Source organism: Glaciecola siphonariae (assembly GCF_042652645.1).
GTDB lineage: Bacteria > Pseudomonadota > Gammaproteobacteria > Enterobacterales > Alteromonadaceae > Glaciecola > Glaciecola siphonariae.
Window position 1 is genome coordinate 54,245 of record NZ_JBHSGU010000005.1, and the last position, 16,290, is coordinate 70,534.

Genomic DNA, 16,290 nt, shown 5'->3' on the forward strand with positions numbered 1-16,290 from the left:
AGAGCAGCTATATTGCTCTACATTGTTTCCTTACCTTATATTACTCAACGCCCACTACTGCCTCAGACGTTGAGGAGTTATATGGTGACGCCGGATTGTCCGTATCCAATGAATCACCTTCGGCATAAGACTCAAAATCATCCGAAAAGACTTCAGTGCTGCCGTCTAGGTCGGAGTAAATCACTAGGTTATCTACAGAGACTACGCCGGTGTCTTCTCGCACGCCGCTGTTGTCACCAAACCTAACGGCTACATGTGTTACACCGCCGGTAGAGGAGTTGTCGGGCGTAAATCCTTCGGCTGTAAAGCGCACACCATCCACTTCAACCGTGACAACAGGTAATGCTTCTAAATTGCCACCCGGATATTCCCACGTGATCACAATATTCATAAACTGGTCGAGCACAACGATAGCAGCACTTGTGTCTACGTCACTGGGGCTGCGAAGGCCAAAACTATCGTCTCTTATGCGAAGGTCAAGGATGGCGCCGCTGTTGTTGGTCGCTGAGTTGAATAAGGTTATAAATGCATCTCCATTACCCAAGTCGTCGTCTAAGCGTTTCAAAGCAAGTTCAATACGGCCTTGAGCCAGTGGACCGTTGTCACCAAGTGCATAGCGAAGCTCACCGGTGTCACCGGAATCAGTGTCGCGAATTTCGGCTATTTTGTTGCCTTCAGTCCCTGGGCCTCCCACTTCACCGATGGTCTCAACACTTGCCTCTGAGGTACTTGAGTTGTAAGGCGACGCAGGATTATCAGTATCAAGCGAATCTCCAGTGGCATAAGACTCAAAGTCATCAGAAAAGACTTCAGAGCTGCCAGCGGTATCAGAGAATATAAACAAGTCATCAAGCGTAAATTTACCTGTTGCAGGTCTTACACCGCTATTATCACCAAACCTGAAGGCCACGTGGGTGACGCCACCAATAGCGTTGTTATCAGGTGTGAAGCCTTCGGCGGTAAAACGCACTCCATCAATTTCAACAGTCACCAAAGGCAGTGCGGTCAAATCTCCGCTTGGATATTCCCATGTAATGACAAGGTTCATGAATTGGTCAAGCAGTACTGTTGCCCCAGAAGTATCCACATCGGACGGGCTACGTACGCCAAAACTACTATCTCTGATACGCAGGTCTAAAATTGCGCCGCTGTTGTTAGTCGCTGAGTTAAATAGTGTGATGAAGGCATCACCATCACCGAGTTCATCATCTAAACGTTTCACACGCACTTCGATTCGACCTGCAGCGAGCGGACCTGCATCACCTAGTGCATAGCGTAATTCACCGGTATCTCCATCGTCGGTATCGATGATTACAGCTACATTGTTGGCGCCGCCTGGCGTACCGCCCACACCTGTAATGGTAATCACAAGCTCTGCCGTTGTGCCATCAAACGACTCAATCATAAAAATATCAGTTTCCCGCTCACCGCTCACCAAATCGGCGATGGTAGGATTCTCGGTATCAAGCTCATAGGTCCATGCGCCGTCTTCGTTTATCGATAGCACCCCAAACATACCCGTCAAAGTGGAGCCAACAATGAAAGCCTCACCTTCGTTAGGGTCAATTACACTAACTACGCCGCTAGCAAGTTCTGTGGCATCACTTGAGGTAACACCTGTTAAATCAAAGAACACCGCTGGAATTTGCTCTTCAGAGCCGTCACCAACATCAAACACAGTGACTTCTGAATAAATCGCTAGGCTATATAGGCCGCCAGTACTGTTTAAGGTGTCACCTACTTCGTAAGATTCAAAATCGTCTTCAAATACACTTTGCGTGCCTTCTACATCTGAGAACACCTCAATATTGTCAACATAAAATGAGCCAAAAGGAATAGTTCTGTCGTTATCACCAAATCTAAATTGGATGGCTCTTACACCGTCGGCAAACCATTGATCTAAATCGGTAAAATCTGAATCAACGACTGCTGCGGTAGAGAATGAACCCCCTCCAATCACTTCGCCATCAATGCTTAAGGTGAGTTGTTCAGACGCATCTAAGTCCCATGTGATTTCAACATCGTAAAATTGTTGCTCTGTAAATGGAGCCGTGACCATAGCCCCGGGGTAAGCGCTGTTATCGGTGTTTCTCACCAAGAAGCGAGGCGCGATGGTGTTGCCTTCAGCGTCTGTTTGGCTACCCTGAATTCGCAGGTCTATCAGCGATTCGCTTGAGCTTCCTGACGACCCGTACAGTGTAATATAAGCGTCTTTAATGTTGCCATCGCTACCAAGTGCGACATCTTTTGAAAATGAAGCGTTCAGCTTGCCCTGACGCAAATTATCCACCGTGAATCGAATCTCACCGGTATCATTTCCAGTATCTGAAATCTTTACAACTTGAGTCAAGGCAGCAACGCGTATGTTGATTTCGGCACTTGTGCCATCAATCGACATTATGGTCACAACATCTCTCACGGAATTGCCCACTTCAAGATTTGCAACGGTCTCGTTCTCTACATCAACGCTGTACGACCAACTACCATCGGCATCGATGCTAAACACACCAAAGTCTAGGGTGCGGTTGTTTTGTGCCACAATGCCATCTTCACCAAAGTTTGGGTCGATGACGGTAACTGTGCCGGTTAATGGCTCATTTGCAGTATTTTGCACAGTGCCACTTAAATCCCCTTCAATAATGGCAGTGATAGGATCATTGTTGTATCCCACCGCCGAACCAATAGCATTAAGTAAGTCAACATCCACATCAGCAGCAACTGCCGAGGTGCTTTGCAGATTAATTTGTGCAGTTTCAAAGGCATCTAAGGCAGTATCAGAAAACTCTCCATCGCCTAAGTCACTTGCTATCGCCTCAATCACGCTTGCCATGTTTCGCTCTGTGTCATCAGCATCTAACTGAGACAATAACGCTAATACCGAGCCGTAACGGTCGGCATCCGCCGCGCCTTCAGCGCCAAGCGCGACTATGCCAACTGGTGTTGGCATAACTTGGGTAGTGTCAAAACGAATACCAAAGCGAATATTAATCGCCTCTGCCGCAGCCTGAAAATTGTTTAGATTGGGTTGTGCTGCTTGAACCGCCATCTCGGTTAAGGGTGATACTACATAAATAGGTGCCGGACTATCTTCGTTACCTTCAATCACATTAACCACTGCTCTAAGAACAGGCGCATCTAGTGCATCGCCGCTTGATTCATCAACGTAGCTGCCGCCAGTGCATGAAATCAAGCCGGCACCTTCAAAGTGGATATCGGTAAAGATAATGCCGCCGGTTTCTGACGATATTGCGCTGCCTTGTGCAGTACTTTGTGCGGTGCCGTTATCGCTAATAGAAAAAATATCGCAGTTTGCACCACTTACTGGGCCTTTCACAACGCTCGCTGCAACATCTAAGGTTGGCAAAATTTCGGGTGTTGAAGCACCAACACCTTCGGTAAAACCGGCTTCATCTGTATATCTTGCCGATACTGAAATAACCGTTCCTTCGTCTGCTTCGGTAATGGTGTAACGATCACCAGTAACGCCCGTTGACCACGCGTAAACGAGCGTATCTTGGCGAATGCCATCAGCATCGCTGGCCGATGCAACAAGCTCGCCTCCGGCAACAAAATCGCTCCCGCTGATGGCAACGCTGCCGCGATTATTACCTTCTATCTCGTTGTTATCTTCACTACCACAGCCAACTAGGGCGGTAGCGACAACAGCGAGTATAAGTGATTTTCTAAACATGCTTTCTACTCCTGAAAGTTTCACTGTTAAGTATTAGCAGTCACCGTGTAGCTTGGGTCTTATTTGTGTCGCCGGTGACTGTCTTTTTACTTTGCGTAATGTCTGAGCCACAATTCGATTCGTGGCTTTTGCTTTTTGAGTAAGGCTTGAGGTATCTACTCACTTAGTATTTAAAGCTGATACCGGCGAATAAACGTGGGCCGTAGTCACTGACTTGACCTAAATTATCTTGTACAAAAAAGTCGTCTGAGCGTGGCGCGCTAAACAAATTAATTGCTTCGACTTTCACACGGATATTTTTGTTTATTTTATAGGAAGCACGTGCTTCCCAAACGCCTACCTCGTCAACATAACGCAGTCGCGTGCCGTTGCTTGTGTATGGTTGAAAATATTCGCTTCGGTATTTGTAGATTATGGCAGTATCAAAATCACCAATTTGGTAATACACCTGACCACTAAATACATGCTCAGAAAACCCAGGCACTGCACCAGGTGGAATAATGCCTTCGGTAAGCTGAATGGTGTTTCCATTGAGGTCGGTTACGAAAGTGTCGCCGTACAGACTGTCTTCAAACTCAAAATCAGTATCTGCGTAGTTATAGCCAATCTTTACACCTAAGCCATTGTCCCAACGGTAAGCAAACGACGCTTCAATACCAGCTAGGTCACTTTCTTCGTCTGTCGTCACGGAGTTGGTAATTGGAAGGGCAATATCTACGCCTTCAATGGTAAAGTTTTCAAGCACAGTTTGTTGCTGGAAGCCTCCGTTAAATTGCTTGTAGTAAAATCCTAAGGCAATGATGGAGTCTTCGTTTGGATACCATTCAAATGCAAGGTCATAGTTCCACGACATCAGTGGTTGCGTATCTGGGTTACCTGAACCATTGATGCCTACTAAGAGGTCTTCAATTGACTCAGGCGCATCGTCATCATCCACTTGAAAGGTACGGCTGTAGCTTAAGTCAGAGGGGTCCGCTCGCGACATACCGCGATAAATGCCGGCTCTTAAAAGGATGTCTTCGGAATAATCCACGACTAAATTAAAGCTCGGCAATACCTCGGTGTAGTCACCGCCCGCTTCAATTTGCTCAATAGTATCGTTCGTTTCTAGGCTTATAATCCCAAGTTCGTTGGTAACTATGTCAAAGCCTTGTCTAAATCCAATTGAGGTGACCTCGGTATTAACGACGCGTATGCCAAAGTTACCGCGAATAAATTTATTGAACATTTCAGTATCGAAGTTCGCCATGGCATACGCTGAGATAGTTTTTTCGGTCACGTCGATGGTGCCAGCGTTCTCATACTCAAGCTCAGGATAGCCAAATTCACCGCCTTGCGAAGCAACAACAGCTTGCGAAAAACAAACATTGTCATAGGTTGCCCATGAAGAGCCGGTGCCACTGGATATCACGTTGCCATCAGCGCCCACATTAGTGATGAGGTTTCCGTCTGACACGTTCGACAAAAAGTCAGATTCTGGGAAGTCGATTTGGCAACTTTGGAGAACATCTAATGCAGATGCCACGCCTTCATTTAAAACAAATTCATTTCTCGAACCATTGCCTTGCGTTCCACCTAGTTGCAGAAAGGTCAGTTCAGAGTATCGAAGGCCAGCCTGAATGCTGGTAAATGCCTCATGGTTTAAAACGTAATCAAAATCTAAGCGCCCGGCAAAAATTTCATTTTCTCTTGTATTTTCGCGGTCTAATCGAGTACGCAAGCTGTCGGTAAAGTTTGCAATATCAGTTACGTCAAAATCAGTGACTGTAAAATTCGGAATGTACTCACCTAGCTCCCAAGATATGAATGGACGGTTTGACGTACGCCCACGGTTAGAGATTTGCAGCTCTTCGCGTTTAGTTTGCGAGTAAGAAATGTCGGCAGTAACGGTGAGAGAATCATTGAAATAATGCTCAATGTTAAGACCCCCTCCACGGTAGTTCTCTTCACGAGAAAACTGTTCCCCGGCGGATTCAATTCGTTCTTCACCCGCCCACTGTAAAATGCCGCCAACGCTGTTGGTAATAAGGCTTTCACCAGTGACCCCTGGAGTAACACGCTTTTGTAAGAAAACTAAATCATGACGGGCCTCGGCCTGAGTTCGGTCCGAGATTTGTGCGTCTAAGTTAATATCCCACGCTTCAGATGGACGATATTGAAGGCCAAAAAACAAGGCATCTCTTTCGTCTGAGGTTTCGTTTTGACGAAAACTGCGGCTAGAGCCTGTCCAAGCGTAAGGCGTTCCTGTGCTCTCTGCACGACCGGTAGTTGGGTCGATAGCGGTTTGATAACCTTGGTTGTTACTTCCGCTGACTTGATCTTCACAATCACCCGCAGCGCTTCTAAAAAAGCCTTCGTTACTGTTTGTAGGGTCGTTTAAACAGGCCCACAAGGATGAACCTGATGGGCTAGAACTACGATACTCAGCTTCAGGTTGAGTAATATCCTGACGCTGCCAACCCACTGTTAAGCCCAATGATTGACCGTTATCAAACTCAAATTGGTCTACATAGCTTAAGGTACCTCGGTAACCAACATCACCATGAAGAGAATTATCAACGTTTGCTTGGTCAGGGTTATAGTTTGCTTTCACTTCGGCTTGAAAACGTTGTTCGCCAAACTCTAGCGGCTTCAAGGTTTCTAGCGTGATTACGCCGGCAACACCCCCTTCAATCATGGATGCGTCTTGCGTTTTATATATCGCCACCTTTTTCATTAACTCAGAAGGAAACTGCGAGAAGTTAACAGAGCGATCACCGCTACCATTTGTGGCCTCGCGCCCATTTATATGGGTAGCACTTAAAAAAGGACCCAGACCACGAATAGTGATTTCAGTTGCTCCGCCATTCTCGCGATGTGAAGCGGCCCCCGTGATTGATTCTAGTGCCTCACCAATTGAGAGAGCGGGCAAGTCGCCAATATCGGTAGCAGATAAACCATCGACTACTGTGGTTGCCTCACGCTTAATCGCGATTTGATCTTGGATAGTTTTCCGAGTGCCTGTTACCTCTACAACCTCAACGCCATTGCCTTGATTGTTTGTAGTTTCTGTTTGGGGCTCTTGTGCTGACGCGGAAAATGCAAAAGAGCTCGCAACACCGGCAAAAACGGCTACTTTCACCCATTTAGCCACAGGCGTCAGCGTAAATGTATCCTGATGTGTTGATGAGTCTCTATGTTTCCCTGATGACAACGACATATCGAGTTCTCCATTGTGTTAATGCGAGCATTTAAATGCTGTCCGCTTGTTATATTTATGTAAGTGGTTTGTTATCTTGCAATATAATCCATTAAAACCAATAACTCAACCAATTAAGCGACCAAAGCCTATACTCAAACCCACTATTGGCATTACCAATTTTATTTTAAGTGTAAGCGAGCGGCAAAAACACCCGTGTTTTCGAGGGAAGGTAGTTAGAAGCGGTAGCCGTGATGGCTGTTGTGAAGATGGTAGAAAGTGGCCTGCACGTAATCGCCGTCAGCACCACCATTGTTTTGGTTGTAAACGCCAGCTTTGAAGTACATATACTGATTGCCCGCACTGTATCCACTGCCAGACATATCATAAAATTTGGTGATATTTTGTTTGCCCTCACGGATTATGGTCACAAAGAGCACTTCGTTTTCTACGGTAATCTTATAAGAAAACTTCTCATTTAAGGCAATACCATCTTGTGGGTTGCTAAGCGTGTGGGATCGAGTGCCAATCATATTTATCCAAACATCATCAGCACCATTGATTTCGTGAGCAAAATAAATAGCGCCTTTGTCATTATTTGGCAGTTTGCGGTAATACAAACGAACAGGCTCGTCGTCTGTGGCGTGTATTTGGCCAATTATAACTCGACCTATCATTTTGTCGTCGCCTGTTGTTGACACACGATTGACCGCAAGACTGGCCTCTAAAGAACCTTCTATTCCTCCCGCCTTTCGCTTCATTGAGCCATGTGCATTGCTAAACACCCAATTGTTTTTAGTCACTCCTCGAACCTTTACTCGTGTGTCGCCTCGGCGCAGCATTTCACGTAATTCTGTTCTTGCGTATTTAGTATTTTTTGACGTTGTTGCACCCACATTCCAAGACGCGAACACCAAGCCACCATCGTCAGCAGTGTAAAACAAAGGCTTTAGTTCAAATCCCTCATCTAGCGATCTTTCGTAAATGGTGTCGGCTTTAGCATCTTCGTTGAGATCTGTGGGTAGGGTCAGTGACCAGTCTAGTAAATCAAAGTTTTCTCCGGGCTTTTTATTCGGAGAAAGGGCAGAAAAGTCACCCAACAATACGCCGTCTTGCAAGTTTTGATGAGACTCAGGAATAGTAATTTGCGCTTCAGGCTCTTTTGCATTGATAGGAGCTATAAAGATACATTGGCTCGTTAGCATTATTACAAAAAAGTGTATTCGTATTGCCATAACTCGCTTTAAGAATTTATTGGAAAGAGAGTTAACAGTATTTTTCATATTCGATTCCTATCCATATACTAAGTTGGCGGCGCTCAATGTTTAAAGCTCAGCATATAAACATCAGAGCATCTACGTGACTGTCGAATCTCTTTTTGACTTGCCGCAAGCTGAAAATACAGCCACAACAGCTTTGCTTCAATACCAAGTAGCACGCTAATATCGCTGACATTTAGCTGCCATGTAGCTGTCATATAAGTGCGTGGCTCTTATGGTATTTGTCTACCTTGGATAAGAAGAGCCGCCTCATTTGAATAACATGTAACTAAGTATGGAATTATTTGTCAACCAAATATTAAATAATTTATTACCAAAATTAAATATATTGGTAAGCAATATCGTTTATCGCTTGTTTTGCAGGGAGCATAAATAGACTTCAAAAGCATTTTGTTTTTTTATGAAGCTTTACTCATATTTAATTTATTCATCCTTAATTTACTCATCCTAAAATAACGCGCACCTACGATTTGGGCAACAATCAGGCGAGCATAATTTGGCAAATCAATCCCTTACTTCAGCACTCATTATTATCAATCATTAATAATAGATAAGGCATATCCATCTTTGTTGATTGTGTGATAGCGCTGTTAAACACGCTGTAATTGCGGATTTGTAAAAATATGATATCTGGCATCTTTGAGCTGCACGTGATGCAGGAAATTTTTCTGTGATGATTTCTTGGGCGGTTGTTACGAAGTATACCGCATATCTGCCTGCGGACCTGATACAAAATCGGGTCTGCCGACAGATATACGATGAATTGGTTAAGCTTATACCGCTTTTTTAAGCGCTGCTAAGCGCAGGCTCTTTTGCCCTTAAACGACTATTTACCTGCGTGTATCTTTAGCACTTTTCCATCGGGTGCGTCGGTAATTACATATAAATTACCGTCTGGGCCTTGCGCCACATCACGGATGCGATGGTCGAGCCCTTCAAGTAAGTTATTTTGTGCCACTACCGTGTCGCCATCCATCTCCAAATGCTTTAAATAGCGAAATTTCAGCGAGCCTATAAATAAGTCTCCCTGCCACTGAGGAAATACATCTCCGGTGTAGAAAGTCATACCGCTAGGCGCAATAGATGGGTCCCAATAAATTAATGGCTGACGCATACCGTCCATTTCGGTTTTATCGGTAATAATTGAGCCGTTGTAATTCACACCATAGGTGATGCTCGGCCAACCATAGTTGTCACCTTTGTTTAGGATATTGATTTCGTCCCCGCCCTTCGGACCATGCTCATGCGTCCAAATAGCGCCGGTTTGTGGGTGCATCGTCATGCCTTGAACGTTGCGGTGCCCATAGGTATAAATTTCAGGCGCCTTGCCATCAATAAATGGATTATCTGCAACTGGCTTGCCATCTTGGGTGACTCGCACAACCTTGCCAAAATGCGCGTCAGTTTCTTGCGCTTTTTCTTTAAACGAGCCTCTATCGCCAAGGGAAATGAAGACATCTCCTGTCCGGTCAAATGTGACTCTACAGCCAAAGTGAAATGCAGTATCTACTTTAGGAAGCGCTTGGAACACGCGTGTGACAGAAGTTAAAGCGCCATCTTTGAGCACGCCTTTGTGCACTTCACTTGAATGACCACCTTCGCCGGCAACCGACAAGCAAACGTAGACTTCGCTGTTACTCTCAAAGTCAGGATGCACTGCCAAGCCTAAAATACCACCTTGGCCTTCAACCACCGCGTCGGGCAAGCCTGGGATAGGGTCTGACAAGTCGCCGTTTGCCTTCATGTGAATAAGGCCACCGGCACGTTCAGTAATAAGAGCGCTGCCGTCGGGTAAAAATGCAATTCCCCATGGGTGCTTTAAGCCACTGGCTATTTCAGTCACTTCAAACTTCGTGTCAGCCATTACCTGCGTGCTAAGCAACATACTTGCGCTAAATGCGCTTAAAAGAAATGATTTCATACTTTACCCTTGTTGAGTTTGAGTTGCGCGTAACATCCAAGCCGTTTTTTCATGCACCCTCATGCGGTCGCCTACCAATGCAGCGGTAGACTCATCGTCTGCGTTCTGTGCAAGCTTTAACGCGTCTCGGCATGTTTTAACTACCGCTTCGTGCCCTTGCGTAAGTATGGTAACCATGTCTTTCGCGTCAGGCACACCGTCTACTTCTTTTATGCTGCTAAGTTGAGCAAACGATTTGTAAGTGCCCGGAGCGGCAACACCCAAAGTGCGAATGCGCTCTGCCACTTCATCAACCGCTAAGGCAAGTTCAGTGTAGTGCTCTTCAAACATAAGATGCAGCTCACGAAATTGCGGGCCGGTTACATTCCAGTGAAAATTATGCGTCTGCAAGTACAGGGTATACGAGTCAGCGAGCAAACGCTTAAGCCCTTCGGCAATCGCTAAACGATCTTTTTCATTAATTCCAATATCAATTTTAGACAAAACTGTCTCCTCATTGCTTAAGCCATTGTTATTTGTGGCTAGCTACCTGTATTTATAGGCGAATCTGAACCTTTTGGTTTAGTCTATTGAGCTGCGCATTCTCATATCTTGAATATACATATCTACGCTTTTTTCAGAGCCGTCTTCAAAGCGCAAAGTGATGTTTAGTTCCTTTTCTGCCTGAAGAGGCCCTTTCAGCCCCATCAACATAAAGTGCTTGCCACCGGGCTGAAATTCAACCTTTTCACCTGCATCAATCACCAATCCGTCTTCAAGTTCCATCATGCGCATCATGCCGTTATTCATTTCAGTGGTATGAATTTCAACCATATCGGCCACGCTCTCATCAACACTTGCACTAACAAGTCGCACCGACTTATCGCTAGAGTTACTCATCGTAATGTAGGCTGCTCCCGTGCGCGCAAGCTTAAACGTTTCTCGCGCCCACGCCTTTTCAACCACAATATGACTCGCCATCGACGCTTTTGCTTCTGACGCTGCCTCTGCAGTTTCATCAGCCGAATGATTGTGTGCAGACACCTTAAGGTTTAAGCCAAAAGCGCATAAAACTGCTAAAGAAATTACTGTTATTTTTTTCATGAATTACTGCCGTGATATAGGTTTTATTATTAGGCCAATAACATAGCGTCAAAAACGTAAACGGGCAAGAATAAGCGCATAAAACCGATGTCATTTGGCATCTGATGAATGAACTATTATTAGCTTGAGTCTACAAGCTTGAATGCGCTTTGATTTTTGCAAATGCGTGAGTAAATAAAAAGAAAAGAGAGACACTTGGCGTGGTAATCAGGTGGTTTATCGAAAACGTGTGAGCGAGAACGGGTGATTCTAGAAGGTGTGAATGAAGAAAGTGTGAAAATGGTGCCGACTGCCGGAATCGAACTGGCGACCTACTGATTACAAGTCAGTTGCTCTACCAACTGAGCTAAGTCGGCACACTTTACACAGAAATATTCTGAGCGGCGCATTTTATGAATTTACGCGCGCTTGTCAAGCCTCAATCGCAATTAAACGCTGCGCTTCACCGCGCAGTAACACAAAATATTCTTCAGGCAAGTATTGCAATAGCAGCAAGAGCTTTTCACCCAATTCACGATATGAATCGGCAACAACATTAATATGGCCCATTTTGCGTTTTTCGCGCACCTCTTTACCATACCAGTGCAGGTGACAGCCAGGAATACTAATCAGGTCACGCGAAAAGCTAGTGCAGCCAATGATATTTATCATCGCCGTTACGCCTTTGCTTGCGGTATCACCTAAGGGGAAGCCTAAAACAGCGCGTATGTGCTGCTCAAACTGACACGTATCGGCTCCTTTTTGCGTCCAATGCCCGGAGTTATGCACTCTTGGCGCAATTTCATTTACCAATAGCTCATCGCCCGATTGAAACAGCTCAACGGCAAGCACACCAATATAATTGAGCGCATTGGCAAGGGTTTCAAATATCTGTTCAGCTTGTTTTTGAACCGCAGCCGATACGGCTGTCGCTGGTGCTACCGACACATGCAGTTGACCCTCATGATGCAAATTCTCTGCAATATCAAAACAACATACATTACCTTTCGCATCGCGCGCGCCAATAATTGAAATTTCGCGATCAAAGCTCAGCATTTTTTCGGCCACTAACGGTACGCGTTTTAAGTCTAAGCTTGCAAAAGCATGCTTTAACTTTGGCAATTCTTCACTATTTATTAATCGCCACTGACCGTAGCCGTCATAACCGTCTCTGCTGGCCTTAAAAATAATTTTTTCGCCGAGGGCTTGTACGGCCGCATCGAGATCACTCACGTCAGACACAATGAGATGTGGACAGTTTTGAATATTGTTAGTGTCGAGCACGTACTTTTCGCGCACTCTATCGGCGCCGGTCAATATGGCTGCCATATTAGGATGTAATTTCCCGCTTTTTTCAGCCATATCCAGTAAATCTTCAGGAACGTGCTCAAACTCCGCGGTAATCACGTGCACATCAGACACCGCATACTCAATGCTCATGTCGAATTTACTTTTATCTACGGGGTTAATGACCTCACGGGCAACAACATCCACCGCATACACTTCAACACCGAGGGGGGCGGCGGCTAAGTACATCATTTGCGCCAGTTGTCCGGCGCCAAAAACTAGCACCTTCATTCAAGCTCCAAATTTTGATTTTCTAGCACGGTTGCGGTTTGTTTTTGCCTAAATGCAATAATATTTTGTCTAACACTTTCATCATTAAGCGCAATAACTTGGGCGGCAAGTAAGCCAGCGTTTGCAGCGCCTGCTTCTCCAATTGCAAGCGTACCAACGGCAACGCCTTTAGGCATTTGCACAATTGAGAGTAATGAATCTAAACCGCTCAACTGACTCGAACGCACCGGGCAACCGAATACTGGCAAATGCGTGTGTGCCGCTATCATGCCCGGCAAATGCGCCGCGCCACCTGCGCCGGCAATAATGACTTGGTAGCCCGCATCGGCAGCCCCTTCTGAAAAGGTCGTCAGTAGCTGCGGCGTTCTGTGCGCAGAAACCACTTTAGCCTCGAAAGACACGCCTAAATTTTTCAGCATTTTTGCTGCTTGCTGCATGGTGGGCCAGTCTGATTGAGACCCCATTACAATAGCTACCTGAGCCATGAATCATCCTCATAAGAGATATATACGCGCCAAGTTATCGATTAATTGCGCGGTAAAAACCCGACATTATATGCAAAACCATCAAAAAGAGCGACAACTGTCGCTCTTTTTCACACCCAATGGTAGTTTGCCCCATCGACAGGGCTTATGAAGATGCAGTGCTTACTCAGCGCTGTTCATATAATCGAGTGTTAAGTTAGTCAGCAGTTTTACCCCTAATTTCATGCCGCTGTCGTCAACAAAAAACTCTGGCGTATGGTGAGCTGGCGCTTCATCTTCCGGCACGTCTAGCGGCTTACCGCCTACCCAAAGATAAACGCCGGGTACTTCTTGTTGAAAAAACGAGAAGTCTTCTGCACCAGTTACCGCTTTAGAATTTATCACATTCTCTTGACCTGCCGTGCGCACTAACGTGGGCAACATTTGGTCCATTAAATCATGATCGTTGAAGGTAATCGGATAATTATAATCCAAAGGAAGTATCACCTCAGCTTCTGCGCGCATGCTTTCGGCAATGCCTTTAACTTTGCGCGGAATAGCTTCATACATATGCTCTCTAGCCGCTTCGTTTAGGGTTCTGATGGTGCCCACCATGGTGACTTCCATCGGTATGATGTTAGACCGATTGCCCCCCTCAATAGAGCCAATACTGACTACCGCCGCGTCGTCAATCACCTTGATTTCGCGGCTTACAACGGTTTGTAATGCCATAATAATTTGTGCAGAGGTCACAATTGGGTCTACGCTTTTCCACGGATAAGCACCATGGGCTTGTTTACCTTTTACAACAATTTTAAACGGGTCTACCGCGGCCATAATACCGCCATGACGATAGCGAACTTTACCCACATCGGTGTTGGCGCTAATGTGCAGACCAAAAATCGCGTCAACATCAGGATTTTTTAGCACGCCCTCTTCTACCATCACCTCAGCGCCACCGCGCTCACCTGTTGGCGCGCCTTCTTCAGCGGGCTGAAAAATAAACTTCACCTTACCGCGTAGCTTGTCTTTCATCTGCGTTAAAATCTCGGCAGCGCCCATCAGCATTGCTACGTGCGTATCATGGCCACAGGCATGCATCACAGGTACTTGTTTACCGTCGAGTTCACCCATTTGCACAGACTTATAAGGCAGGGCATTGTCTTCTTTTACCGGCAGGCCGTCCATATCGGCTCTCAGCGCAACGGTTGGGCCTGGTTTGCCTGAATCAAGCACCGCGACAACGCCAGTAATAGCAACGCCGGTTTGCACCTCGAGACCAAGACCGCGCAAATGCTTTTCAATATATTTTGCAGTTTCAAACTCGCGGTTTGAAAGCTCAGGATACTGGTGCAAATGATGTCGCCACTCAATCACCTTTGGCTCAATTGCGATGGCCTTTTGCTCTACCTCGTCGTTTGCCGAAGCCGCGCTAGCCGCAAATAATGAAGCCGAAAGCAAAGAGGCGCACACGCCTAAATATAGTGATTTAAATTTCATAGTTTATCCACATCTACAATTGTATAAGGCAATGATGATAACCATAGCCCAAGCGATACTATTTTACGAGACTTATGCTGGCAAAATAGGTTTTGGATTTAACGATTAAGAAATATTATGCAAATATGCCGAATTTTCATACAAGTTTTTGACAGCGATATGGCTTGTGGTTATGCTCAACGCAATTAAATGCTATCGCACCTTTAATTTTTGAAACTCGCACTTTCAAATTATGGTTTGTGAGTTACTTTGTGGCACTCAAATCTGTCAATAGCAAAGCGTTGTTTATTAGTTTTTTTAGCAGTTTTACATTCGTTGTTCATAAATAGCTGGCGCATACATTGCCAAAAAGCTAATTAATAACGGTTGTAAAATTAACAGCGGCGCTCTTATACAATTTGCCAAACACGATTTACGCCAGACGCTGAGAAATCAGCCGATAAAGGATTTTAGCGCGTTAGTGTTTGTTGCGTTTTAGCTCGCAGCAAACCATACCAAACAAACAGGAAACGGAATGAAAAAGGCTCTGTTGGGCATAATTTTGTTGATTACCATTGCAGCGGGCGTGCTGTACGTCAAATCGCCGCTGCGTCCGGTTAACTGGTATCCAGACGCCACTATTGGCTTAAACAATATGTTTAGCCCAAACACCGCTTTAAGTGCGGTGACTATTTATAACCGCAGTGCACTCATAGGCCCAGAAGATATTTACGTTAGCGATGACGGGATCGCGTATACCGGCCTTGCCAATGGCGCTATTGTGTCGTTTCCGGTGAGCTCTCCAAACAACTCTCGCGTTATCGCTAATACCGGCGGCAGGCCCCTTGGCATTAGAGGTGACAATGAGGGTAACCTCATTGTGTCTGACCCAATAAGAGGCCTTTTGTCTGTTTCGCTTGGCGGCAGGGTAAACGTATTGGTGAACTCTTTCGAAGGCGCCCCGCTGCGTTTAATCGACCATCACGACATTGCTGAAAATGGCGACATTTATTTTTCAAACGCCAGTAGCCGTTTCGGTATAGATGACTACCTTCACGATTTTTTAGAAGCCTCTGCCACTGGCAGTATATATCGCTACTCTCCTGAAAGTGGCGAGACAAACATGGTAATGAGCGGTATATTTTTCGCGAATGGTGTTGCTGTTGGGCCTAACGACGAATTTTTATTAGTCGCTGAAACGGGTAAATCGCGCATTTTAAAATATCACTTAAAAGGCAAACGTAAAGGCGAAACCAGTATATTTGCCAATAACCTACCTGCCATGCCCGACAATATCAGCTTTAACGGCACCGACACCTTTTGGGTCGGCATGGTGAGTTTAAGAGACTGGCGGGTTGAGGCACTTGCCGCATTCCCTGCTATAAGACGCATGCTAGGCGCGCTTCCTATGGAGTGGCTAGAGCCAAAAGAGGGCTATGGCTTTGTGCTTGGCTTCGATATTCACGGAAACGTGGTCGCCAATTACCAATCGCCCAATGTATATAATACGGTTACTGCAGCTTACGAACATAACGGAAACCTCTATTTAGGCTCGCTGCATTCAAACGGTGTGGCTGTGCTTTCGCTGGGTCGTTGATTTCTTAGCGTGGTTTTCCGCTCAGCCCTTTGCGCGCAAA

Annotated in this window: 11 protein-coding genes and 1 tRNA gene; 1 reads left to right on the forward strand and 11 read right to left on the reverse strand. The window is 45.7% G+C overall.

Translation table 11 applies throughout. The features are described 5' to 3' along the window. Positions 1–40: 40 nt before the first annotated feature. The 11 genes from ACFO4O_RS11455 to ACFO4O_RS11505 all read right to left on the reverse strand — a co-directional run bounded on the left by ACFO4O_RS11455 (position 41) and on the right by ACFO4O_RS11505 (position 14,674). On the reverse strand, positions 41–3,691 hold the full coding sequence (locus ACFO4O_RS11455) for a VCBS domain-containing protein (RefSeq protein ID WP_382408625.1): 3,651 nt from the start codon (positions 3,689–3,691) through the stop codon (positions 41–43). Between the two features lie 163 nt (positions 3,692–3,854). Continuing rightward, positions 3,855–6,890 (reverse strand): TonB-dependent receptor, encoded by a 3,036-nt coding sequence (locus ACFO4O_RS11460; RefSeq protein WP_382408627.1) that lies wholly within the window; start codon positions 6,888–6,890, stop codon positions 3,855–3,857. A gap of 215 nt (positions 6,891–7,105) precedes the next feature. Further along, a complete protein-coding gene (locus tag ACFO4O_RS11465) occupies positions 7,106–8,152 on the reverse strand; it encodes a polysaccharide lyase family 7 protein (protein WP_382408629.1) in 1,047 nt (348 codons plus the stop codon). A gap of 35 nt (positions 8,153–8,187) precedes the next feature. Next, a complete protein-coding gene (locus ACFO4O_RS11470; RefSeq protein WP_382408631.1) occupies positions 8,188–8,346 on the reverse strand; it encodes a hypothetical protein in 159 nt (52 codons plus the stop codon). 629 nt (positions 8,347–8,975) lie between these two features. Beyond that, positions 8,976–10,070 (reverse strand): PQQ-dependent sugar dehydrogenase, encoded by a 1,095-nt coding sequence (locus ACFO4O_RS11475; RefSeq protein ID WP_382408633.1) that lies wholly within the window; start codon positions 10,068–10,070, stop codon positions 8,976–8,978. A gap of 3 nt (positions 10,071–10,073) precedes the next feature. After that, the gene (locus ACFO4O_RS11480; protein ID WP_382408635.1) at positions 10,074–10,553 is read right to left on the reverse strand and encodes a Dps family protein; all 480 of its coding nucleotides are present in this window, start codon (positions 10,551–10,553) and stop codon (positions 10,074–10,076) included. Positions 10,554–10,631: 78 nt separating this feature from the next. After that, positions 10,632–11,153: a copper chaperone PCu(A)C gene (locus tag ACFO4O_RS11485; protein ID WP_382408637.1), complete on the reverse strand. Its 522-nt coding sequence runs from the start codon at positions 11,151–11,153 to the stop codon at positions 10,632–10,634. A 280-nt stretch (positions 11,154–11,433) separates the two neighbouring features. Next, positions 11,434–11,509 (reverse strand) — tRNA-Thr (locus ACFO4O_RS11490). Between the two features lie 55 nt (positions 11,510–11,564). Beyond that, the gene (locus ACFO4O_RS11495; protein WP_382408639.1) at positions 11,565–12,710 is read right to left on the reverse strand and encodes a 5-(carboxyamino)imidazole ribonucleotide synthase; all 1,146 of its coding nucleotides are present in this window, start codon (positions 12,708–12,710) and stop codon (positions 11,565–11,567) included. After that, the gene (gene purE / locus ACFO4O_RS11500; RefSeq protein WP_382408641.1) at positions 12,707–13,195 is read right to left on the reverse strand and encodes a 5-(carboxyamino)imidazole ribonucleotide mutase; all 489 of its coding nucleotides are present in this window, start codon (positions 13,193–13,195) and stop codon (positions 12,707–12,709) included. The genes ACFO4O_RS11495 and purE overlap by 4 nt, the downstream gene beginning before the upstream one ends. Before the next feature lie 162 nt (positions 13,196–13,357). Continuing rightward, entirely contained in the window at positions 13,358–14,674 is a 1,317-nt protein-coding gene (locus tag ACFO4O_RS11505; RefSeq protein WP_382408643.1) for an amidohydrolase, read from the reverse strand. A 514-nt stretch (positions 14,675–15,188) separates the two neighbouring features. Between ACFO4O_RS11505 and ACFO4O_RS11510 the strand changes: the two genes are divergently transcribed. Further along, positions 15,189–16,250, forward strand: a complete 1,062-nt coding sequence (locus tag ACFO4O_RS11510; RefSeq protein WP_382408645.1) for a strictosidine synthase family protein — start codon at positions 15,189–15,191, stop codon at positions 16,248–16,250. The last annotated feature ends 40 nt before the right edge of the window (positions 16,251–16,290 follow it).

Coding starts and splice junctions, on each gene's coding strand:
- ACFO4O_RS11455 (WP_382408625.1), bottom strand. CDS start 3,691: ATGTTTAGAAAATCACTTATACTCGCTGTTGTCGCTACCGCCCTAGTT.
- ACFO4O_RS11460 (WP_382408627.1), bottom strand. CDS start 6,890: ATGTCGTTGTCATCAGGGAAACATAGAGACTCATCAACACATCAGGAT.
- ACFO4O_RS11465 (WP_382408629.1), bottom strand. CDS start 8,152: ATGAAAAATACTGTTAACTCTCTTTCCAATAAATTCTTAAAGCGAGTT.
- ACFO4O_RS11470 (WP_382408631.1), bottom strand. CDS start 8,346: ATGACAGCTACATGGCAGCTAAATGTCAGCGATATTAGCGTGCTACTT.
- ACFO4O_RS11475 (WP_382408633.1), bottom strand. CDS start 10,070: ATGAAATCATTTCTTTTAAGCGCATTTAGCGCAAGTATGTTGCTTAGC.
- ACFO4O_RS11485 (WP_382408637.1), bottom strand. CDS start 11,153: ATGAAAAAAATAACAGTAATTTCTTTAGCAGTTTTATGCGCTTTTGGC.
- ACFO4O_RS11495 (WP_382408639.1), bottom strand. CDS start 12,710: ATGAAGGTGCTAGTTTTTGGCGCCGGACAACTGGCGCAAATGATGTAC.
- purE (WP_382408641.1), bottom strand. CDS start 13,195: ATGGCTCAGGTAGCTATTGTAATGGGGTCTCAATCAGACTGGCCCACC.
- ACFO4O_RS11505 (WP_382408643.1), bottom strand. CDS start 14,674: ATGAAATTTAAATCACTATATTTAGGCGTGTGCGCCTCTTTGCTTTCG.
- ACFO4O_RS11510 (WP_382408645.1), top strand. CDS start 15,189: ATGAAAAAGGCTCTGTTGGGCATAATTTTGTTGATTACCATTGCAGCG.